Source organism: Tardiphaga sp. 619_E2_N8_4, assembly GCF_051810905.1.
Lineage (GTDB): Bacteria > Pseudomonadota > Alphaproteobacteria > Rhizobiales > Xanthobacteraceae > Tardiphaga > Tardiphaga robiniae.
Window position 1 is genome coordinate 2,068,850 of sequence record NZ_JBPWQJ010000001.1, and the last position, 20,695, is coordinate 2,089,544.

Genomic DNA, 20,695 nt, shown 5'->3' on the forward strand with positions numbered 1-20,695 from the left:
CGCTCAATCTCCCTGTCCGGGCGGATAGACGAAAGCGAGCGTCGAGTGCAGATGCGACGTCAGCATGGCCTGCGCAGGACCGGTTTCGCGCGCCAGCACGCGATCGGCCAGAAGCTGATGGGCTGCGACGAAGCGGCTGCCGCTGTCGAAGCCGCGCATCATCACCCTGCGGTAGCGATAGGCCTGATCGTAAAGTTCCGAATGCGCCGAGAGCAGGCGCTTCGAATTGCAGGCCGCCAGCAATGCGGTGTGAAATCCCTTATGGAGCTTGTCGAAATCCGGCGCGCCTTCGCGGAATTCATCGCCGGTCCGGTCGATATGCCTGCGCATCTGGTGAAGCGCGCCGAGGATGCCAGCCTCCCAGGCATCGTCGCCATGTTCGATGGCCAGCCGGAGCGCCTCCATCTCTACCACGCTGCGCATCCGTGTGATGTCGGCCAGATCTTCTCGGCTGATGTCGGCAACGCGAAAACCGCGCTGGCCGATACCGATAATCAAGCCGCGTGAGATCAGGCGCGACAGTCCTTCGCGCATCGGCGTGGCGCCGATCTCGTAACGCTGCACGAGATCGACGATGCCAAGCCGCGTGCCTGGCGCGAGATTGCCGGCAATGATGTCATGCTGGAGCAATGTCGCTGCACGCTCGCTCAGCGTATCCGAGCCGGATACATCGATTGGACTGCTAAGGGGCTGGCCCGCCATTCAGTTTGACCTATTTCAGAATCAGTTTGTTGAGATCGAGTTTGGTCTCCAGCATTTTCTGCGAGGACATGACGTCGATCCACCATGCCAGTTGCTCGGGCTTCAGCACCGGCTCCGACTTGTTCGGCGGCGATGCCTTCACCAGTTCGATGGTCTGTTTGGTGAATTTGGCAATTGCGGCCGAGGTCTTGTCTTTGTCGCTGTTCACGATCGCCGCACCTTCGGCGATGGCAGCGCGAAATTTCCTGACGGTGTCGGGATTCTTCTCGGCCCATTCGCGCGAGGCCGCATAGAAGATGATCGGCTCCGTGCGCTCGAGCTCCGACGCGTAGCGCGCGCCGATGCTGCCGCTGCCGGCCGCCAGCATGCGCGATACCGTGGGCTCGGCGGTGAGCACGGTATCGACACCGCCGGACTTGATGATGTCGGGCATGGTCGGGAAGGTCACCTCGACGAAATTGACCTTCCTGGGATCGACGCCCTTGTCGACCAGCCATTTGACGAACAGCACGTGAAGAAACGCACCGAGGCCCGGCGCGCCGACCTTCTTGCCGATGAAATCCTTCGGCTCCTTGATCGTGATGCCGTTACGCACGAAGGCGGTGATATTGGCGTTCGATGTCGGGCTCATCACCGTTGCACCGGCGACCGCGACGAGATCGAGGCCGCCGTCGGCAGCCTGCAGGAAGACGGTGGAGGTCGGGCCGCCGATCTGGATCGAGCCGGACAGAATGGCCGCCGGGATATTGGAGTTGATGCCGATGGGGATCATCTCGGCATCGAGCCCGTGCTTCTTGAAGATGCCTTCATCGACCGCGACCATCGCCGAGGCGCAGTCCGTTGTTGCAGTGCAACCGATCTGGAGCTTGGTCTGGGCATGCGCGGTGCCCACAGCGAGCGTGGCCAATAGGGCTGTCACCATCCACCTGGTCATCGTCGTCTCCCTCACCCGAGCATTTTTCGATCGTGAAGCAATCTTTGCGATCGCCTCTTGTTTATCGATATTTTTTTTGATCATATATTTTATCGAAGAACAAGCAAGTGGAGACGCCAGTGAAGCTCGCGACATTTCGTGCCGGCGGCCAGCAGGATGGCCAAGCCAGGGTCGGTATCGTTCATGCCAATGACGGCAGGCTGTTCGATCTCGCCAGCGCCGCGGCCCGCGGCGGCGGCAATCCGGTCTTCGACTCGATGCTGGCGTTGATCGATGCAGGTGAAGGCGCGCTCGATGCGGCGCGAGCCTTGTTTGAGAAGCACGGCAGCGACGCGTCGCTCTCGGTCGCCGTCGCGGGCACGGACATTCTTGCACCATTGCCCGAGCCGCGGCAGATGCGCGACGGCATGTCGTTTCCGCTGCATATCCGGCAGTCGCCGCGTGGCCAGTTGAAACTGGCCGCCCGTGCGAAGGGTGACATGGAAGAACTGGCACGGCTCGAAGCCGAGCCACTCGGCGAATTGCCCGAAGTGTATCGCCGCCAGCCGATCTACTACATCACCAACCGCTTCAGCGTACGCGGTACGAATACGACGGTGAAGTGGCCGCGCTACAGCAAGGTTATGGACTACGAACTCGAATTCGGCATCGTCACCAAGAACAAGGGCGCGAATATTTCTGCGGCTAGGGCGAAGGATCACATCTTCGGCTACACCATCTTCAATGATTTCTCGGCACGCGATGCGCAGCGGCTCGAGATGGAAGGCCGCCTGGGCCCCGCCAAGGGCAAGAGCTTCGATGGTGGCAATGTGCTGGGCCCGTGGATCGTGACGCCCGACGAGATCGGCGATCCCTACAGACTGAAGATGGAATGCCGCGTCAACGGCAAGGTGCGCTCGTCATCGACCAGCGAGGGCATGCTGTTCTCCTTTGAGGAGATCATCGCCCATGTGACGCAGGACGAGACGCTGATGCCCGGCGAATTCATCGGCTCCGGCACCGTCGGCAACGGCTGCGGCCTCGAACTCGGCTGGTATCTCGAACACAATGACGAGATCGAGCTCGAGGTCGAGAAGATCGGCGTGTTGAAGAACAAAGTGGTGCGGCAGGATATGTAACGCACCTGCCTCTCCACGTCATTGCGAGGAGCGAAGCGACGCGGCAATCCAGAAGCAACAAGCGCAGACTGGATTGCTTCGTCGCAAGGGCTCCTCGCAATGACGACCGATAGGATCAAACAAAAAACGAAAATCGAGGAAATCCCATGCCCCGTCGCCTCATCGACATTTCCGTTCCCCTGCAGAATGACGTCCCCGCCGATCCGCCGGGTAATCATCCTACTATCAATTATGTCGATCACCAGCAGGGCCTGCCGCGGATGCTGCAGTTCTTCGACGGGCTGAAGGCCGAGGATCTGCCGGACGGGCAGGGCTGGGCGGTGGAGCTGGTGCAGCTCTCGACCCATAACGGCACGCATCTCGATGCGCCCTATCATTTCCATCCCACCATGAATCGCGGTGAACGCTCATGGACCATCGACGAAGTGCCGCTGGACTGGTGTTTCCAGCCCGGCGTGAAGCTCGACTTCCGGCATTTCCCCGATGGCTATGTCGCGACGGCGAAGGATGTCGAGGACGAGCTGAAGCGCATCGGCCATACGTTGAGCCCGCTGGAGATCGTCGTCGTCAATACGTCTGCCGGCGTCAAATACGGCCAGCAGGACTATGTCATCTCCGGCTGCGGCATGGGCTATGAGGCCACCATGTATCTGCTGGAGCGGGGCGTGCGCCTCACTGGCATCGACGGCTGGAGCTGGGACGCGCCCTTCGTTTACACCGCGAAGAAATATGCCGAGACGAAAGATGCGAGCCTGATCTGGGAAGGCCACAAGGCCGGCCGTCATATCGGCTATTGCCACATCGAGAAGCTGCACAATCTCGAACAACTGCCGTCCACCGGCTTCATGGTGTCGTGCTTCCCGGTGAAAATCGAGAAGGCATCGGCGGGTTGGACGCGGGCGGTGGCGATTATTGATTGACGCGAACTGCCCGGGCCCTTGCTCGGAGATGTACTGACAGACTCCGTTCTCTCACAACGTCATGGCCGGGCTTGTCCCGGCCATCCACGTCTTGGCAGCGTGTGCAAAAGACGTGGATGCCCGGGACAAGCCCGGGCATGACGGCGTGTTAAACGGCCGCTTCCTCGTGCCCGAAATAGGCCCGCTCCAGCCGCTGCGGCAAGTTCGCTTCAGACGTGGTCGCCTCCAGCACGATACGCCCTTGCGACAGGGCATAGACGCGATTGGCGGCGGCCAGCGCTTTCTCCACCAGTTGCTCCACTAGCAGCACCGCGGTGCCCTGCTTCTGCAGTTGCGCGATCACCGTCAGCACGCGGTCGACCAGCACCGGCGAGAGGCCCGCAGAGGGTTCGTCCAGCATCAAAAGACGCGGGCGCCGCACCAGTCCCTGCGCCACTACCAGCATCTGTTGCTGTCCACCGGACAACGACGCTCCGCGCTCATGGCGCTTCTCCGCGATCTCCGGAAAGAACGACAGCGCCTCGTCGACGCGCGCGTTGCGTTCGCCGCGCGGCAGGTCGTAGGCGGCGAGCAGCAGGTTTTCGGTCACGGTCTGCTGCGTGAACACGCGGTGGCCCTCGATCACATGCACGAGGCCGGCACGCGCCGCCTCGCGCGGCGTGCCGTTGCTGATGTCACGGCCGTCGAAGCGAACGCTCGCCGCATTGACCGGCAGCAGGCCGGAGATGGCGCGCAGCAAGGTTGATTTCCCGGCGCCGTTGGGGCCGAGCAGGGTGACCACTTCGCCGGCGGCGATATGCAGGTCGATGCCATGAAGCACGCGGATCTTGCCGTAGCCGGATTCCAGCGCGGTGACCCTGAGCAGCGGTTCAGCCTCCGAGGTAAGCACTGACGACCTCCTTGTGAACGCGGATTTCGGCCGGCGTGCCGGCGGCGAGGATCTTGCCGAGGTTCAACACCGTGACCTGATCGCAGATGTCGAAGATCAGGTCGGCGTGATGTTCCACCAAGAGTACGCCGGTGCCGCGGCGGCTGATCGCCTTGATCAGCGCGCCGAGCCTCGTGATTTCGTCGCTGGAGAGGCCTGCGGCAGGTTCGTCGAGCAACAGGAAGTCCGGCTGCAGCATCAAGGCGCGGGCGATCTCGATGAAGCGCAATTCGCTGTGCTGCAGGCGGTCGGCGCGGACATCGGCAAGCGCCTCCAGCCCGACGACGCCGAGCATGGCGCGCGCCTGTGCGGCGAGCTTGCGTTCGTCACGATGATGCCGCGGCAGCGACAGCAGCGCCTCGGCAAATGTCGCCTCGCCCTCGATGGTGCCGCCGACCATGACATTCTCAAGCACGGAGGCTTCGCCGATCACGCGCGGCGTCTGGAAGGTGCGGGCGATACCCTTGCCCGCACGTAGTTCCGGCATGCCGGGCGGCAGCGCATCGTCACCGAGCGTGATGGTGCCGCCCTTGGCGGCGTAGTAGCCGGAGATCACGTTCAGCGTGGTGGTCTTGCCGGATCCGTTGGGGCCGATCAACCCGTGGATCTGGCCGGGCTTCACGTCGAGATCGAGCCCGTCGATGGCGCGGACATTGCCGAAAGTGAGCACCACATCGCGCAGGGTCAGCGTCTTGGTGGTGGCCGTCTTGCGCAGCACCTCCGACAGTCCCGCGATGCGCGGCACGATGGCGCGGTTGCTGGCGAGCGGGCGGCGGCTCTTGAAATCCAAGAGCGCGGCGATGCCGCCGGGCATCACGAGTACGATGAGCAACAGTAGCACCGCATAGAGAAAGGTCGACCACGCCGCGAGCGGTGCTGCGATTTCCGGCAGGATGGTGAGGATGATCGTGCCGAGCATAGGGCCCAAAATTGACCCGCGGCCGCCGATCAAGATGGCGATGAAGAACAAGACCGAGAGATCGAAGGTGAAGGCATCCGGCGTGATATAGGTCTGCAGGCTGGCGAACAGCCCGCCGGCAAAGGCCGCCATCGCGCCGGCGAGCAGGAAGATCGACACCAGCAGCTTCGGTTTGGAAATGCCGGTGGCTTCCGCCGCCACATCCGCATCGCGGATCGCGATCAGTGCGCGGCCGAACCGGCTATAGGCGATATTGGCGCTGAGCCATGTCGCCACCGCCGCGAAGCCGATGCACAGATAATAAAAGCCCCATGGCGTGTTGAACGGCGCGGAGAATTCCGGGCCGACGATGCCGATGCCGCCGCCGGTGACGCTCTGCCAGGCCAGCGCGATCTGTGTCACGATGGTGGCGAAGCCGAGTGTGGTCATGGCGAAGTAGAAGGTGCGCAGCCGCATCGCCGGCAGGCCGACGATGACGCCGAACACCGCGCCGACGCAGCTTGCAATGATCAGCGCGCCATAGATCGGCACCGGCGGCAGCACATTGCCGGCGGCGAGTACGCTGGTCGTGTAGGCACCCAGCGTCAGTAGTGCCACATAGCCGATGGCGAGATGGCCGGCGAAACCGACGACGAGATTGAGCCCGGCCACCAGCACCCAGTAGATCGCGGCGCGGGTGCCGATCAGCGCCCAGTAATCGTTGCTGACGAAAGGCAGGATCATCGCCAGCGCGAACACGCCGAGGAAGGGCAGTAGTGCGGGCAGCACGGAATGTCTGGTCGTGGCGTCGCGCGATGTCGGAATATCGGTGATCGCCGTCATCACACCCTCCGCGCCGTTGCGGAGCCGAACAGGCCCTGCGGCGCTGCCAGCAACACGATGATGAAGATCGCGAACACCGCGACCGACGAGAAGATGCCACCAACCAGGAAATTCGCCGCCTGCTGGAACAGGCCGAGCGCGAGGCCGCCGATCAGCGCGCCGCGATTGTTGCCGAGGCCGCCGAGCGCCACCGGCACGAAGCCGTAGAAGTTCAACAGCGCGCCATTGGCGAAGAAGGCCAGCATCAGTTCGCCGCCGGCGAAGCCCGCCACGCCGCCGATCACGCCAGCCAGCGCATAGCTCGCCACGCGCAGGTTACGCTCCGGCAGGCCGAGCGCACGCGCCGCAAAGTTGTCTTCCGCGATGGCCATGAAGGCGTGGCCCACCAGCGTGCGGCGATAGAGATATTCGAGGCCGAGAATGGTGAGGCCGCAGGCCACCACCGGCAGCCAGAATTTCTCGTCCCACACGCCAGTACCGAGACCGACGATGCGCGGGAAGGGCTGCGGCTCGGTGCCCCATTTGATCGCGGTGACCTGCTGGATCATCAATGCCAGCGCCAGTGTCGACAGCACGTAAAGATGCTGCTCGAGGCTTTTGAGCACCGGCCGCACCGCGACGAATTCGGTGATAACGCCGATGATCGCGCAGGCGACCAGCGTCAGGGCGAAGCCGACCAGGGTCGGCATCCCCATTTTCAGCATGAACAACGAGCCGAACACGCCGCCGAGCATGGCGAGCTGTCCGGCGGTGAAGCTCATCACCCGCGAGGTCGAGAACATCGTGTTGTAGGTGATGCCGACGAGCGCATAGATTGCGCCCGCCGCGAGGCCTGAAGCTATGATCGAGCCGAGCATGCGTGTCGTCCTCGCGCCGGTCTATGAGTAGCCGGGGGCGAGGGCGAAGGTGCCGTTCTTGGCAGAGCGCGCTTCCGACATCACGATCTCGTCGGTCGGATAGCCGTTGTGCTGTGTGGGTGAAAACGAATAGTTGCCGAAATAGCCGGGATATTTGGTCAGCGAGTTCCAGTATTTGACGATGCCCTCGCTGTCGGTCGATCCGCTGGCTTCGACAGCCCTGGCGATCAGCTCGACCGCGTCGATCCCGCCGGCAATCCACCACAGCAGCGTGTCGTTGAGCGGCACCTTGGCCTTGTTCAGGCGATCGACGAGATCCTGACTCTTCGGCGGCAGTTTGCCGGCTGAATCGTAACTGCAGCTCTTGTAGCCGATGGCATAGACCTTCTCCCAGTTGGCAGGCTTCTCGATCAGGCTGGCGAGTTCGCCGGATGCCAGCGACGGATGGCCGACAAAGGCAACGTCCCAACCCATCGATGCGCGGGTGTTGAACATGCGCGCTTCCATGCCGGTGGAAACGCTCCACACCACGATGACCTGCGCAGCGGCATTCTTGGCGCGCAGCATATCCGGCGTCATGTCGGGCTGGGTGGCGTCGATATTGGCGCTGTAGACCACGTCGGCGCCGTCTTTCTTGAAGGCCTCGACCGAGGCTTTCACCGCGGTGACGCCGTAGCCGGTGGTGTCGCCGATCACGGCGATCTTGCTGACTTTCAGCACCTTGAGACAGTAGTTACGGACGGCGTCGTCCCATTGGCCGTTCGACGGCGCGATGCGAAATGCGGCGGGGAATTTCGCGGGGTCGATCAGCGTATCGACGACGCAGGGATGAAGATCCGGCATCTTGGCGCGCGCCATCAGTGGCGTCGTGGCCAGCGCTTCGCCTGAATTCACCGGTCCCCAGATTGCGTGGACCTTGGCCTGGCTAATCAACTCCTGCGTGGCGTTGACGGCCTTGGTCGGATCGCCCTGCGTGTCGCGCGTGATGATCTCGATCTTGCGGCCCTTGACGCCGCCGGCGGCATTGATGGCTTCCGTGGCAAATGTGACGCCGCGGTTGAAGCCGACGGTCGGCGCCGAACTCGGTCCGGTCATGGCGGCGAGCCAGCCGATCTTGATCGGTTCGGACGATTGCGCAATGGCGGGACGTGCGAGTGGAAAACTTGCTGCGCCGAGTGCGCCGGCGCCGCCCAACAGAATTCCACGACGAGAAATGCTCATCTTGACTTCCTCCCTGTGTTTTCCCTTTGCGGTGCCTGTCATTGATGCAGGCATCCGTTTCGTCCGCCCGGTCGTTGCCGGATTATGTATGTGGGTGATGTCGTTGGTCGGTCAGATACTCCGGATCGTCATGACATATGCCGATGTTGCGCGGTGGCAGAACGCGGCGCGCAGATCCATCTCCATCGCCTCAGGCTGACCTGTCGCGGTGGCTTTGGCAATCGGCTTGTGATCTTTGACGATGGCAGGGACGTTGCCAAGGGCCTGGCCGTTGCAAGTCACACGGTGCTGCTCTGCAGTCCCGCTCGTCTGTTGCAACGCAATGATGCGTGAATGTCGTCAGGTCGCGCTGAAGCCGCCATCCGCCGATAACACATGGCCGACGATGTAGCCGGCATCGTCGGACGCGAGCCACACCACGGCTTCGGCGACTTCATGCGGCTGGCCCATACGCCGGATCGGCAGGCCGGCTGCGACGGCCGACATGTCGGCGATCCCCGAGGCCAGCATCATGTCGGTGACGACGCGGCCCGGCGCCACCGCATTGATGCGGATGCCGCGCGGCCCGCATTCCATCGCTGCCGAACGCATCAGTGAGATCACCGCCGCTTTCGATGCAGAATATAGCGCAAGGCCGGGATTGGGATTGCGGATGCCGCTCACCGACGCGTTGATGACGATGCGGCCGCCGCCATTCAGTTCCATGGCCTGGATCTGATGCTTCAGGCCAAGAAACACCGAGCGGACATTGGCATCGAACACGGTGTCATAGACCGCCTCTGTCTGCTGCTCGACCGGCGCGCGCCGTTCCTGATAACCGGCATTGTTGAAGGCCACGTCGAGCCGCCCGAAACGGGACATCACAGCCTGCACCAGGCTGGCGACCTCGGTCTCCTCGGTTACGTCAGTGCGCACGAACAGCGTTTTGGCACCGAACCGGCCGCAGTCTTCGGCGGCGGCCTGTCCCTCGGCCTCGCGACGGCCTGCGATCACCACTGCAGCTGCGCCTTCCTGCGCCATCAGCAGCGCGGCCGCCCGCCCGATGCCGGTGCCGCCGCCGGTCACGAGGCAGATGCGTCCGGCCATGCGGTCGCGGGGGCGGAACTGGGCAGCGCTGGTTGTCATGATCATTCCTTGCACGGATCGTGCTAACACGGTCGTTATTCGTCGCCAGCAATATAGTTGTATCATGCAACTATCGTCAAGGAGCCTGCGATTGTCCGATATTGACGCCGATTTGATTGATCACATCCGCGCCGCGTCGCGTCTGATGGTGCGCGAACTCGGTTTCATGCAGGCAACGGTTGCAGCGACCGACTATCCGCCATCGGCGGTGCATACGCTGCTGGAGATCGGCGCGCGCGAGGCGATGACTGCGGTCGAATTATCCGCGTTTCTCGGGCTGGAGAAATCCAGCGTCAGCCGGATGATCCGCAAGCTGATCGACGCGGGCGAATTGAAGGAAGCCGCCAGTGCCGGCGACGGCCGCGTCAAGCGGCTGTTGCTCACGGCCAAGGGGCGGCGGACCCGCGAGGCCATCGAGGCCTATGGGCAGCGGCAGGTCACCAATGCCTTGCAGCAACTGGCCCCGGCCCAGCGTCAGAAGGTGGCCGAAGGTCTCGCACTCTATGCCGAGGCACTGGAAGCGCATCGGCTGGCAGACGCACAGGCGCCGGACCGGACATTGGCCAGGCGGTCTTGAACCGCTACAGTCGAATCCGGCACACTCGACCGGCTTGACTGGTTCGCATCGTGCAAAAGTAAGTCGTGCCAAAGCAAAAAGAAACAGGGATGGAATTATGCCGGGCCACAAGAAGACCCCCGATCAACTCCGCAGCGCACGCTGGTTCGCGCCGGACGACCTGCGTGCCTTCGGCCATCGCTCGCGCGCCATGCAGCAAGGCTATGCGCCGGTGGAGTGGGCCGGGCGTCCCGTCATCGCCATTCTCAATACCTGGTCGGAAGCGCAGCCGTGCCACATGCATTTCAAGACCCGCGTCGATGATGTGAAGCGCGGCATCCTGATGGCTGGCGGCTTCCCGATGGAGCTGCCGGCGCTGTCGCTGTCGGAGAGCTTCCTGAAGCCGACCACGATGCTCTATCGCAACATGCTGGCCATGGACGCCGAGGAACTGTTGCGCGGCCATCCCGTCGATGGCGTGGTGCTGATGGGCGGCTGCGACAAGACCACACCGGGTCTGCTGCTCGGCGCCACCAGCGCGGGCTATCCCGCGATCTATCTGCCGGCTGGCCCGATGCTGCGCGGCAACTGGAAGGGCAAGACGCTGGGCTCCGGCTCCGACGCCTGGAAATACTGGGACGAGCGCCGCGCCGGCAAGATCTCCGACAAGGAATGGGTCGAGGTCGAGGGCGGCATTGCCCGCAGCTACGGTACCTGCATGACCATGGGCACGGCCTCGACCATGACGGCGATCGCGGAGTCCATCGGCATGACGCTGCCGGGCGCATCGTCGATCCCCGCTGCAGACGCCGGTCACATCCGCATGGCCAGCGAATGCGGCCGCCGCATCGTCGAAATGGTGTGGGAAGATCTGACACCGCAGAAGATCCAGACGCGCAAGGCCTTCGAGAACGCGATCACGGTGGCCATGGCGATGGGCTGCTCCACCAATGCGATCATCCATCTGATCGCGCAGGCGCGCCGCGCCGGTCAGGATATCGGCCTCGACGATTTCGAGATCGCCAGCCGCAAGGTGCCCGTGATCGCCAATGTCCGCCCGTCCGGCGACAAATATCTGATGGAGGATTTCTTCTATGCCGGCGGCCTGCCGGGACTGATGAGCCGCATCAAGGAGCACCTGCATCTTGATGTGATGACCGTCACCGGCAAGACGCTGGGTGAAAACATCGCCGGCGCTGAAGTCTATAATGACGACGTCATCCGAACCGTCAAAGATCCCATCTACGCCGAGGGCGCGCTCGCGGTGCTGAAGGGCAACCTCGCGCCCGATGGCTGCGTCATCAAACCGTCAGCCTGCGAGCCGCGCTTCCTCAAGCACACCGGCCCGGCGATGGTGTTCGACGACTATCCCAGCATGAAGAAGGCGATCGACGACGAGAGCCTCGATGTCACGGCCGACCACGTGCTGATCCTGCGCAATGCGGGTCCGCAGGGCGGGCCGGGCATGCCGGAATGGGGCATGCTGCCGATCCCGAAGAAGCTGGTGAAGCAGGGCGTGCGCGACATGGTGCGCCTCAGCGATGCGCGCATGAGCGGCACCAGCTACGGCGCCTGCATCCTGCATGTGGCGCCGGAATCTTTCATCGGCGGCCCGCTGGCGCTGGTCGAGAATGGCGACATGATCACCCTCGACGTCGATGCGCGCACGATCAATCTCGACATCTCCGATGCCGAAATGGAAAAGCGTCGCGCCGCGTGGAAAGCCCCGGAGCGCAACTACGAACGCGGCTATGGCTGGATGTTCACCAAACATATCCAGCAGGCCAATGAAGGCTGCGACTTCGACTTCCTGCGCACTGACTTCGGCGCGCCGGTCAAAGAACCCGTGATTTATTGAGTGAGTGATCCCATGACCAAGCTCAGCGACGCGACCCGCGCCAAACTCAAGACCATCTCCACCGCAACCGTGGCCACCGCGCTCTACAAACGCGGCTTCCGCGCGCAATGCATCCAGGACGTCCATCCACTCGGCCCCGACCAGCCGACACTGGTCGGCGAGGCCTTCACGCTGCGCTACATGCCGGCGCGCGAGGATCTCAACAAGCTCGACGTGTTCAGGGATCGCTCGCATCCCCAGCGCAAGGCTGTCGAGGATTGCCCGCCCGGTGCCGTGCTGGTGATGGACAGCCGCAAGGATGCGCGTGCGGCGTCCGCCGGCGCGATCCTGATCAACCGTCTGGCGCAACGCGGCGTTGCCGGTGTCATCACCGATGGCGGCTTTCGCGATTCCGCCGAGATCGCCAAACTCGGCTTCCCGGCCTATCACCATCGTCCGAGCGCCCCGACCAATCTGACGCTGCATCAGGCCATCGAGATCAACGGTCCGATCGGCTGCGGCGATGCGCCGGTGTTTCCCGGCGACGTGATCCTCGGCGACTGCGATGGCGTCATCGTCATCCCCGCGCATCTTGCCGACGAGATCGCCAACGAGGCCTTCGAGATGACCGCCTTCGAGGATTTCGTCACCGAACAGGTGCAGAAGGGCAAGGGCATCTTCGGGCTCTATCCGGCGACCGATGAGCAAACGCTGGTGGATTTCGCAGCGTGGCGGAAAGAGAAGGGGCGGTAGAGCGCGATCACGGGGTGCATCGCGTCAGGATGGAACCAGAAGCGGTTCTTGGCTTTGTCTTGGAGAGATGCGCCCGTGCGCATCATCCATCACTCAGCCGGAAAGAGACGCTATGCGCAGCCTCATCGTCGCGGTCGGACTGTCGCTGCTGGCGCAGGACGCAGCCCTCGCCAAGGATTCCGACAAGCCGTCCAGGGCTTTCAATGCCGAGACGATCAACGCCGCCAATTTCACCGGCAAGCTGCCGCCCGACGAGAAGCTCAGCCCGCTGGCGGTGAAGCTCCAGGTGCTGCTCGACCGCGCGCATTTCTCGCCGGGCGAGATCGACGGGATGTTCGGCGACAATGTGGAGAAGGCACTGCTGGCTTTTGCGGAAGCCAACAGCCTGCCGTCCGGCAAGGCGCTGACGCCGGAGATTTGGGCGAAGCTGCAGGCGGGATCATCGGACCCGGTCATGACTGACTATGTGCTAACCGAGAAGGACGTGAAGGGCCCATTCCTTGACAAGCTTCCGGTCAAGATGGAAGAGATGAAATCGCTGAAGAAGCTGGACTACACCAGCGCCAGCGAAGCCCTCGGCGAACGCTTCCATATGAGCCAGGATCTGCTCGAGACGCTCAATCCCAAAGCAAAGTTCGACAAGGCCGGTGAGACCATCACCATCGTCAAGCTGTCGGATCGCAAGCCGGACAAGGTCAGCCGTCTCGAGGTCGACAAGGCCCGCCAGACCGTCAAGGCCTTCGCCAAGGACGGCGCGTTGCTCGCCTTCTATCCTGCCAGCGTCGGCAGCGAGGAGAAGCCGACGCCATCGGGTGCACTGAAAGTGACGTCGGTTCACGCCAATCCGGTCTATCGTTACGATCCGAAATACAAGTTCAAGGGCGTGGAATCGTCGAAGCCCTTCACCATCAATGGCGGCCCCAACAATCCCGTCGGTGCCATGTGGATCGGCCTGTCGGAGAAGAGTTATGGCATCCACGGCACGTCGGATCCGTCCCGCGTCAGCAAGAGCGATTCCCATGGCTGCGTGCGTCTCACCAACTGGGACGTGGAGCGCCTCGGTGCGTCCGTGAAGAAGGGCGTGGAAGTCAGCTTCGTCGACGGCAAGCAGGCGGCGAAGTAGTGCGCGCGGTATTGCGCGTCCTCCTCGTCATTCCGGGGCGTGGGCGGCGCCAGCCGCACGCGAACCCGGAATCCCGGAGTGTTTTCCGCTGAACATGCTGGGATTCCCAGCCACGCCAATTGGAGTGGCTGAGGTTCGCGATACGCCGCCTTCGGCGTCTCTCGCGCCCTCAGGCAAACCAATTGGTTTGCCGGGGAATGACGGTGTGGGGCGGCAAGACAGCGGTCAAACATTTTTTCCTATCCCAGTTGACAGCATCTCTATCAGGTTTATATTCCCCTCCGTCCTGCCCCACCGAGAGGGGCGATCGCGATCGTCACGTTCGCGGGGTGGGATGCGGTGGACGCCGGAGATGCGGCGTCACGCGGTTCATGGGGGAACGTCTGTCTTCGGGCAGGACGGATCTGCGCCAGCACTGCCACTGGCAAGGAGACGGCCGACCTTCGGATGGAAAGACCCCTGGACAGTGTGACGGACGACCAAGTCAAAACGCGTTCGGCTTACTCGCTTGAGGCTCCCTTCCCATCGCCTTGGGACTTTAATTCGCGATCGGAGCGTTCGTCGAGGCAAAGTGCAAGCAACCGAAAAAACACCGCAGGCGGAACGTCGGGCACTTGCTCGGCGCCTCCGAAAGTCCTGATGCACACTCAATTGCGGAAGACCGCATCGCATCAGGCCCAAGGGTGCAACGGGCACCCGGCGTTCCGCACGCCCTCTCACAAGGGGGCGGGGATGCAAGCGACGACGGCGCCCCCGCGCCGCAAACAATGGGGGCGATGACGCATGTCTGAAGAGCAGTGGCTGTTTGACAGTTGAATCCGCGACGGCGCGATGAGGCGCCGCACCACAGGTGTCATCCCCGGGCTTGACCCGGGGATCCAGCTTGGCCCGCACACCGTCGCACAAGAAAGATGGATGGCCGGGTCAAGCCCGGCCATGACGAACGAGAGAGTGAGGCGTAGGATGGGTAGAGCGCAGGCGCGTTTGCGCCGAAGCGAAACCCATCAATTGCAAGCCAGGAAAGCGATGGGTTTCGCGGAGTTTATCATCGGGCGCGCTTTGCGCGACCCGTTGGCTCTACCCATCCTACGAGTTGCGCGGGGTGTTACCCCCGATAGTCCCGCACCCGCTTCACCATCTGCTCCACATGGGCGATTGGCGTTTCCGGCTGGATGCCGTGGCCGAGATTGAAGATGAAGCGTCCGCTGGCATAATTCGCCAGCACGTCATCGACGGCGCGATCGAGCGCGGCGCCACCGGCGATCAGTACCAGCGGATCGAGATTGCCCTGCACGGCGACGTGGCTCTGCACCCGTTCGCGCACGAAGGACGGCTCGGCGGCCCAGTCGATGCTCACGGCATCGACACCGGTGGCGCCGACATAACTCGGCAGCAGCGCGCCGGCGCCGCGCGGGAAGCCGATGATCTTCGCATTCGGCACCTTTGCACGCACACCTGCGATGATGCGCTTGGTCGGCTCCACCGACCAGCGCTGGAATTCCGCCGCGGGCAGTATGCCGGCCCAGGTATCGAAGATCTGCAGCACGTCGGCGCCGGCGTTGAGCTGACTGAGCAAGTAAGTGATCGAGTTCTCGACGATGGTGTCGATGATTTTTGCGAAGGCCTCCGGATGCCGATAGGCCATCATCCGCGCCGGTGCCTGATCCGGCGTGCCCTTGCCGGCAACCATGTAAGTCGCAACGGTCCAGGGCGCGCCGCAGAATCCGATCAGCGTAATCTTCGGATCGAGCTGCGCGCGCACGCGGCGCAGCGCTTCGAACACCGGTTCGAGCTTGTTGAAATCCGCTTCGGGCGAAAGCGTCGCAACCTTCTCGGGCGTATCCAGCGGATCGAGCCGCGGGCCCTCACCGACCTCGAAACGCACCGAGCGGCCGAGCGCATAGGGGATCACCAGGATATCCGAGAAGATGATCGCGGCATCGAAGCCGAAGCGCCGGATCGGCTGCAGCGTCACTTCGGTGGCGAAATCCGGATTGAAACACAGATCGAGGAAACCGCCGGCCTGCGCGCGGACCTCGCGATATTCGGGCAGATAACGCCCGGCCTGTCGCATCATCCAGAGCGGCGGCACCGCCTGGCGCTGGCCGGCGAGGACATCGAGGAACGGCTTGTGGGGCGTGGACTGGGTCAAATGCTTGGGTTCCGGAAACTGGTGCCGAAAGGCATGATTTTGCCGCCTCTGATACACCGCCGCTTCGCTCTTGGCGAGGCGCGGCAATTCGGCAAAACCGGCGATTCACCTCACGTTTTGACGCATCTCAAGGTGTCATCGCGCCGCAGGCGGCATATAGACTGTACGAACATCATGAGCGAAAAGACCATGAACATCATGACCCCGATCGTCAGTCCAGAAATCGAACAGAACCGCACCCGCGCCAAGGTCTGGTTCGAATCCCTCCGCGACCGCATCTGCGCCGAGATCGAGGCGCTGGAGCGCGAGGCGCCGCAGGCGCTGTTTCCGGGCACGCCGGCCACGTTCACCTACAAGCCGTGGACCCGCGCGACGGGCATCGGCGGCGGCGTCGGCGGCTTCCTCTCGGGCGGTCGCCTGTTCGAGAAGATCGGCATCCACACCTCAAGCGCGAACGGCAAGCTGTCGCCGGAAATGGCGCGGCAAATGCCCGGCGGCGGATCGCAGCTCGATTACGTCTCCAGCAGCATCAGCCTGATCATGCATCCGCGCAGCCCGCGCGTGCCGACCGTGCACATGAACACGCGGTTTCTGTCGACGGCGGTGGGCTGGTTCGGTGGCGGCGCGGATCTGACGCCAATGCTGCCCGAGCAGCGCAAGGCCGATGCGCCGGATACGATCACGTTCCATGATGCGATGCGCGGCGCCTGCGATGCGCATGACCCCGCTTACTACAAGAAATTCAAGGCCTGGGCCGATGATTACTTCTTCCTGCCGCATCGCGGCGTGGCGCGCGGCGTCGGCGGCATCTTCTTCGATCAGCTCAACACCGGCGATTTCGAGAACGACTTTGCGTTCACGCGTGATGTCGGCTCGGCCTTCCTCGATGTCTATCCGCGCATCGTGCGCGCACGGATGCAGGAAGCCTGGACCGAGGAAGAGCGCGCGCAGCAGCTCGAAACGCGCGGGCTCTATGTCGAGTTCAATCTACTCTACGACAAGGGCACGATGTTCGGCCTGCAGACCGGCGGCAACGTCGAGAATATTCTGAGCTCGATGCCGCCGCTGGTCAGCTGGAAGTAATTTCCTTCTCCCCGCTTGCGGGGAGAAGGTGTCTTGAATGATCGAAGGTCATTCAAGACGGATGAGGGGGAGCCAGAGAGTGAAACACTGGCTCCCCCTCACCCGTCTTCCACATGCTTCGCATGTGAAAGTCGACCTCTCCCCGCAGGCGGGGAGAGGCTAAGAAGCCACCTGCTCCGCTTCGATCGCACCCTGCACCGCCCAGGACAGATCGGTGTTGAGCTGGAACGCCACCGAGCCTTCATCGATGATCGCCTGCGGATTCTTGGCAAGCTTGCCGGCCTCGTCGAGCGCGTTGCGATAGTCCGACTTCAGCGCTGCCAAATCGGCATAGGCCGGGAAGTCGTAGAACGACAATTCCTCCGGCGCGAGGCCGGGCTTCTTGGCGAGCAGGCGCTTGAGAATCTGGCCGCCGGAGAGATCGCCGAGATAGCGCGTATAGGCATGGGCAATCAGCAATTCGCCGTCGCCCTTCGCGGCATCCGCGATGCGCTTGGCATAGGCTTCGCCGGCAGGCAGCATCGGCACAGCGGAGAAATCGCCATCGCACAGCACATTGAGATCGGCTTGCATCGCCGATGCACGATCGAACCGATACTGGGCGAGTGCGGCGAGCGCTGGCGTGTCGCGATGGCTCTCAAGTCCGGCTTCCAGCGCCTGATAGGCCGCCAGCAGGTTTTGTTGCAGCAGGACATAGCCCTTGCGGCTGACGTCGCCGCGCAACATGTCCTTGATGATGCCGGAGCGCTCGGCTTCGGTGTGAAGCACTTTGGTGCCGAGATAAAGGGCGGTCACGACGCTGACGGGCGCAGTGCTATCTGCCGAGGCAGCAGGCATTGAATTCTCCGATGACTGATAAAGGGATGTGTTGGCGCTCGGGCTGGCGACACCATATCACCCTCGCTGGATGCCACAAGGTGAGGCCTGGCCTGTCGCTACAGCGCGCGGCTGCGAGACTTGCGGCGTACCGGCGCAGATTTTCCGGTTTCCGTCGCAGGCAGAAACTGCGCGCCCTGTGCGGCGAGGAATGCGCGCATCGCCTGCGCCGGCGGCAGCAGCACCTTGTCCTTGCGGTTGAGCACGAACCATTGCCGGATGATCGGCAGGCCGATCACATCCAGCATCACCAGTCGCCGCTGCTCCAGTTCGGTGGCCACCGTATGCGCGGAGATGAAGGCGATGCCGAGCCCGGCCATCACGGCCTGTTTGATGGTCTCGTTGCTGTCCATCTCCATGCCGATCGTGGCGCGCAAGCCTGCGCTCTCGAACAGTTGCTCCATCAATCCGCGCGTGCCTGAGCCGGGCTCACGCGTCAGGAAAGTCTCGCCTGCAAGATCGCTCATGGTGAGGCGCACCTTGCCCGCGAGGGGATGGTCGCTCGGTGCGATGATCACATGCGGATGATCGCCGATCAGGTTCACATCCATGTCGATTCCGGCCGGCGGCCGGCCCATGATCGCGATATCGAGATCGTAGTTGCGCAGGCCTGCGATGGTCTCCTCGCGATTGCCGACCGTCAGCAAGATCTCGATCTTGGGATGGAGCTTGGCGAAGGCCGAGATGGCGAAGGGCACGAAGTATTTCGCGGTGCTGACGGCGCCGATGGAGATGCGCCCGCCTGTTTTGCCGGCCATCATGTCCAGCGATGTTGCGCAGGCGGCCATCGCCGCCTCGATCCGTTCCGACAGCGCCAGCACCTCGCGGCCGGCATCGGTCAGGACCATTCCGTCGCCGGTGCGCTGGATCAGCGGCAGGCCGGCGAGGCCTTGCAGGTTGCGCAGTTGCAAGGTGACAGCCGGCTGTGTCAGACGCAGCTTCAAAGCTGCCGCCGTAATACTGCCGCTGGCGGCAACCGCGGTCAGTGCACGCAGCTGGCGGATCGAGATGTCGCGGAAGCGCTTCGTCATATAAGGAAAACTTTCGCCGCCTAATTTTTACGAAAGTTCCTTTATTTGGCCCAGCCGGTCAATATCTGTGGGCAAAATGGCCCATTTCTGCCATTCCCGGGCCTTCCGGACGCGGCCATGTGCCAGAAGGAGCCCAGTATTTTGCGGAGATTGCGATGACCGACCACATGCCCCTGTCCCGATATACGGCTGACTATGCCGGACAGGACCCGCTGCGGCTGGCCGTGGCTGCTGCGGTCGATGCCTTCGCCAAGGCCTCCATCGAAATCTCCGACCTGATCGGCTGCGGTGCGCTGGCCGGAATTACCGGCGAGGCGCAGGGCGCGCAGAATGCCGATGGCGATGTGCAGAAGGATCTCGATGTCCGCGCCGATGAGATCGTTCGCGCGGCACTGAAATCAGTGTCGTGGGCAGCGCTGGCCTCCGAGGAAGCCGAGACGGCGGATATCCGCGACGGCGGCTTGCTCGACATTGCCTATGACCCGCTCGATGGGTCGTCGAATATCGAAACCAATATGACGGTGGGCACGATCTTCTCGATCATGCCGACGTCGAAGGGCGCGATCCCATTCACGCAAAAAGGCAGCGCGCAGATTGCTGCCGGCTTCGTCGTCTATGGTCCGCAGACATCGCTGGTCCTCACGCTTGGTGATGGCGTCGAAATCTTCACGCTCGATCGCGCCGCTGGGAGCTACAAGCGCATTCGCCAGCGCGTGCAGATCCCGGCCGAGTGCTCGGAATATGCCATCAATGCGTCCAACCATCGCCACTGGGAAGCGCCGGTGCGCGACTTCGTCGAAGAGTGCCTCGCAGGCGTCGATGGCCCGCGCGGCAAGAATTTCAATATGCGCTGGATCGCAGCCTTGGTCGCCGAGGCCTATCGCATCCTGATCCGCGGCGGCGTGTTTCTCTATCCGTCCGATGCGCGCAAGGGCTATGCCGATGGCCGGCTGCGTCTTGTCTATGAAGCGCATCCGATGGCCTTCATTGTCGAACAGGCCGGCGGCGGTGCGACCACGGGCCGCGCGCGTATTCTCGATCTCGCGCCGACGGCGATCCATCAGCGCGTGCCGCTGATCATGGGTTCTATCAGCAAGGTGAGACGTATCGAGGCCATGCATCTCGATGCCAGCGCGGGACAAGCGCAGGCTGCAGCTGAATAGCGGTGTGCGCACGATACATCCTGTTTTGAGCCATTCAAAACATGACAGGCTTGAGGGCTTCTAAGGCCAGTCGACCCGAAACCGGTTGAGCATGACGTGACCGCGGCCTAGACAAACGCAGGGGTCGCAAAGGATACGCGCATGCTTCCGCAGCAGGTCAAGGTCTCCGATATCACCGATGAGAATTCGGCACAGACCTATCTCAACCAGGCCATCATGACGACGTTCTGCCGCGTGCTCGACAGTTCGCGTCTGCCGCCCGATGTGGTGATGCGTCTTCTGGCCACCGCGATCGGTTCGACCTATCGCGAAGTTGCGGCGGCCCATCAGGACGGCCAGTGCCCCTGCGGATGGCGCCCGGTCCCGGATGCCGATATCGAGGCCCTGCGATCGTCGCTTGAAGGCGCGGCTGCGCCGAAGATGGCCGACGATCTGCACAGCATGGTGATCGCCGGACGGGCGTAGCCGCCCGTCGATCTGCCCTCAAATAAGGCTGTATCTGCGCGGAATTGGCCACTGCGGATCACCGCAGATGGCATTTTTGCGTCTGTTCCGCTCTCCCGATCACGTGATTG

The 20,695-nt window shown here is 62.9% G+C and carries 19 protein-coding genes; 9 read left to right on the forward strand and 10 right to left on the reverse strand.

Annotation, left to right across the window (positions count from 1 at the left end):
• Positions 1 to 3 precede the first annotated feature (3 nt).
• Together AB8A23_RS09850 and AB8A23_RS09855 are read right to left on the reverse strand one after the other, a co-directional pair.
• Positions 4 to 702 (reverse strand): GntR family transcriptional regulator, encoded by a 699-nt coding sequence (locus AB8A23_RS09850; RefSeq protein ID WP_120287089.1) that lies wholly within the window; start codon positions 700 to 702, stop codon positions 4 to 6.
• A gap of 10 nt (positions 703 to 712) precedes the next feature.
• Positions 713 to 1,636, reverse strand: a complete 924-nt coding sequence (locus tag AB8A23_RS09855) for an ABC transporter substrate-binding protein (protein ID WP_120287088.1) — start codon at positions 1,634 to 1,636, stop codon at positions 713 to 715.
• Positions 1,637 to 1,755: 119 nt separating this feature from the next.
• On the opposite strand from AB8A23_RS09855, the gene AB8A23_RS09860 reads away from it, so the two are divergent.
• Both AB8A23_RS09860 and AB8A23_RS09865 read left to right on the forward strand, forming a co-directional pair.
• Positions 1,756 to 2,754 carry a fumarylacetoacetate hydrolase family protein gene (locus AB8A23_RS09860; RefSeq protein WP_120288000.1) on the forward strand — a complete coding sequence of 333 codons (999 nt, stop codon included), beginning with the start codon at positions 1,756 to 1,758 and terminating at the stop codon, positions 2,752 to 2,754.
• A 146-nt stretch (positions 2,755 to 2,900) separates the two neighbouring features.
• The gene (locus AB8A23_RS09865; RefSeq protein WP_120287087.1) at positions 2,901 to 3,674 is read left to right on the forward strand and encodes a cyclase family protein; all 774 of its coding nucleotides are present in this window, start codon (positions 2,901 to 2,903) and stop codon (positions 3,672 to 3,674) included.
• A 148-nt stretch (positions 3,675 to 3,822) separates the two neighbouring features.
• Here AB8A23_RS09865 and AB8A23_RS09870 read toward each other — a convergent pair whose 3' ends face one another.
• The 5 genes from AB8A23_RS09870 to AB8A23_RS09890 all read right to left on the reverse strand — a co-directional run bounded on the left by AB8A23_RS09870 (position 3,823) and on the right by AB8A23_RS09890 (position 9,546).
• Positions 3,823 to 4,563, reverse strand: coding sequence for a branched-chain amino acid ABC transporter ATP-binding protein (locus tag AB8A23_RS09870; protein ID WP_120287086.1), 741 nt, complete (start codon positions 4,561 to 4,563; stop codon positions 3,823 to 3,825).
• Positions 4,544 to 6,343 carry a branched-chain amino acid ABC transporter ATP-binding protein/permease gene (locus AB8A23_RS09875; RefSeq protein ID WP_120287085.1) on the reverse strand — a complete coding sequence of 600 codons (1,800 nt, stop codon included), beginning with the start codon at positions 6,341 to 6,343 and terminating at the stop codon, positions 4,544 to 4,546. Before AB8A23_RS09875 ends, AB8A23_RS09870 begins: the two co-directional genes overlap by 20 nt.
• Entirely contained in the window at positions 6,343 to 7,200 is an 858-nt protein-coding gene (locus tag AB8A23_RS09880) for a branched-chain amino acid ABC transporter permease (protein WP_120287084.1), read from the reverse strand. The genes AB8A23_RS09875 and AB8A23_RS09880 overlap by 1 nt, the downstream gene beginning before the upstream one ends.
• A 21-nt stretch (positions 7,201 to 7,221) precedes the next feature.
• Positions 7,222 to 8,421 (reverse strand): ABC transporter substrate-binding protein, encoded by a 1,200-nt coding sequence (locus AB8A23_RS09885; protein WP_115033215.1) that lies wholly within the window; start codon positions 8,419 to 8,421, stop codon positions 7,222 to 7,224.
• Positions 8,422 to 8,760: 339 nt separating this feature from the next.
• The gene (locus AB8A23_RS09890) at positions 8,761 to 9,546 is read right to left on the reverse strand and encodes an SDR family NAD(P)-dependent oxidoreductase (protein ID WP_439059831.1); all 786 of its coding nucleotides are present in this window, start codon (positions 9,544 to 9,546) and stop codon (positions 8,761 to 8,763) included.
• Positions 9,547 to 9,637: 91 nt separating this feature from the next.
• Between AB8A23_RS09890 and AB8A23_RS09895 the strand changes: the two genes are divergently transcribed.
• From AB8A23_RS09895 to AB8A23_RS09910, 4 genes are all read left to right on the forward strand, one after another.
• Positions 9,638 to 10,123 (forward strand): MarR family winged helix-turn-helix transcriptional regulator, encoded by a 486-nt coding sequence (locus tag AB8A23_RS09895; RefSeq protein WP_439059830.1) that lies wholly within the window; start codon positions 9,638 to 9,640, stop codon positions 10,121 to 10,123.
• A gap of 97 nt (positions 10,124 to 10,220) precedes the next feature.
• Positions 10,221 to 11,960: an L-arabinonate dehydratase gene (gene araD, locus AB8A23_RS09900; RefSeq protein ID WP_093757078.1), complete on the forward strand. Its 1,740-nt coding sequence runs from the start codon at positions 10,221 to 10,223 to the stop codon at positions 11,958 to 11,960.
• Positions 11,961 to 11,972: 12 nt separating this feature from the next.
• Entirely contained in the window at positions 11,973 to 12,692 is a 720-nt protein-coding gene (locus AB8A23_RS09905) for a ribonuclease activity regulator RraA (protein ID WP_120287081.1), read from the forward strand.
• A 112-nt stretch (positions 12,693 to 12,804) separates the two neighbouring features.
• Entirely contained in the window at positions 12,805 to 13,815 is a 1,011-nt protein-coding gene (locus AB8A23_RS09910) for a L,D-transpeptidase family protein (protein ID WP_120287080.1), read from the forward strand.
• A 1,105-nt stretch (positions 13,816 to 14,920) separates the two neighbouring features.
• Here AB8A23_RS09910 and hemE read toward each other — a convergent pair.
• The gene (gene hemE, locus AB8A23_RS09915; protein ID WP_120287998.1) at positions 14,921 to 15,967 is read right to left on the reverse strand and encodes a uroporphyrinogen decarboxylase; all 1,047 of its coding nucleotides are present in this window, start codon (positions 15,965 to 15,967) and stop codon (positions 14,921 to 14,923) included.
• 189 nt (positions 15,968 to 16,156) lie between these two features.
• On the opposite strand from hemE, the gene hemF reads away from it, so the two are divergent.
• Positions 16,157 to 17,050, forward strand: coding sequence for an oxygen-dependent coproporphyrinogen oxidase (gene hemF / locus AB8A23_RS09920; protein ID WP_439059829.1), 894 nt, complete (start codon positions 16,157 to 16,159; stop codon positions 17,048 to 17,050).
• Between the two features lie 159 nt (positions 17,051 to 17,209).
• Here the strand turns inward: hemF and AB8A23_RS09925 are convergent, their stop codons facing one another.
• On the reverse strand, positions 17,210 to 17,887 hold the full coding sequence (locus tag AB8A23_RS09925) for a heme oxygenase (biliverdin-producing) (RefSeq protein WP_439059828.1): 678 nt from the start codon (positions 17,885 to 17,887) through the stop codon (positions 17,210 to 17,212).
• A gap of 98 nt (positions 17,888 to 17,985) precedes the next feature.
• Positions 17,986 to 18,957 carry a LysR family transcriptional regulator gene (locus AB8A23_RS09930; protein ID WP_120287078.1) on the reverse strand — a complete coding sequence of 324 codons (972 nt, stop codon included), beginning with the start codon at positions 18,955 to 18,957 and terminating at the stop codon, positions 17,986 to 17,988.
• Between the two features lie 155 nt (positions 18,958 to 19,112).
• Here AB8A23_RS09930 and AB8A23_RS09935 point away from each other — a divergent pair, with 155 nt between their 5' ends.
• Both AB8A23_RS09935 and AB8A23_RS09940 read left to right on the forward strand, forming a co-directional pair.
• Entirely contained in the window at positions 19,113 to 20,120 is a 1,008-nt protein-coding gene (locus AB8A23_RS09935) for a class 1 fructose-bisphosphatase (protein ID WP_120287077.1), read from the forward strand.
• 141 nt (positions 20,121 to 20,261) lie between these two features.
• The gene (locus tag AB8A23_RS09940; protein WP_199711962.1) at positions 20,262 to 20,585 is read left to right on the forward strand and encodes a hypothetical protein; all 324 of its coding nucleotides are present in this window, start codon (positions 20,262 to 20,264) and stop codon (positions 20,583 to 20,585) included.
• Positions 20,586 to 20,695: the final 110 nt, after the last annotated feature.

Excerpts from the sequence above, each read along its gene's own strand:
- AB8A23_RS09890 (WP_439059831.1), bottom strand. The coding sequence starts at position 9,546 with ATGACAACCAGCGCTGCCCAGTTCCGCCCCCGCGACCGCATGGCCGGA.
- AB8A23_RS09925 (WP_439059828.1), bottom strand. The coding sequence starts at position 17,887 with ATGCCTGCTGCCTCGGCAGATAGCACTGCGCCCGTCAGCGTCGTGACC.
- araD (WP_093757078.1), top strand. The coding sequence starts at position 10,221 with ATGCCGGGCCACAAGAAGACCCCCGATCAACTCCGCAGCGCACGCTGG.
- AB8A23_RS09905 (WP_120287081.1), top strand. The coding sequence starts at position 11,973 with ATGACCAAGCTCAGCGACGCGACCCGCGCCAAACTCAAGACCATCTCC.
- AB8A23_RS09935 (WP_120287077.1), top strand. The coding sequence starts at position 19,113 with ATGACCGACCACATGCCCCTGTCCCGATATACGGCTGACTATGCCGGA.
- AB8A23_RS09880 (WP_120287084.1), bottom strand. The coding sequence starts at position 7,200 with ATGCTCGGCTCGATCATAGCTTCAGGCCTCGCGGCGGGCGCAATCTAT.
- AB8A23_RS09865 (WP_120287087.1), top strand. The coding sequence starts at position 2,901 with ATGCCCCGTCGCCTCATCGACATTTCCGTTCCCCTGCAGAATGACGTC.
- AB8A23_RS09885 (WP_115033215.1), bottom strand. The coding sequence starts at position 8,421 with ATGAGCATTTCTCGTCGTGGAATTCTGTTGGGCGGCGCCGGCGCACTC.
- hemF (WP_439059829.1), top strand. The coding sequence starts at position 16,157 with ATGAACATCATGACCCCGATCGTCAGTCCAGAAATCGAACAGAACCGC.
- AB8A23_RS09930 (WP_120287078.1), bottom strand. The coding sequence starts at position 18,957 with ATGACGAAGCGCTTCCGCGACATCTCGATCCGCCAGCTGCGTGCACTG.
- AB8A23_RS09855 (WP_120287088.1), bottom strand. The coding sequence starts at position 1,636 with ATGACCAGGTGGATGGTGACAGCCCTATTGGCCACGCTCGCTGTGGGC.
- AB8A23_RS09850 (WP_120287089.1), bottom strand. The coding sequence starts at position 702 with ATGGCGGGCCAGCCCCTTAGCAGTCCAATCGATGTATCCGGCTCGGAT.
- AB8A23_RS09910 (WP_120287080.1), top strand. The coding sequence starts at position 12,805 with ATGCGCAGCCTCATCGTCGCGGTCGGACTGTCGCTGCTGGCGCAGGAC.
- AB8A23_RS09940 (WP_199711962.1), top strand. The coding sequence starts at position 20,262 with ATGCTTCCGCAGCAGGTCAAGGTCTCCGATATCACCGATGAGAATTCG.
- AB8A23_RS09875 (WP_120287085.1), bottom strand. The coding sequence starts at position 6,343 with ATGACGGCGATCACCGATATTCCGACATCGCGCGACGCCACGACCAGA.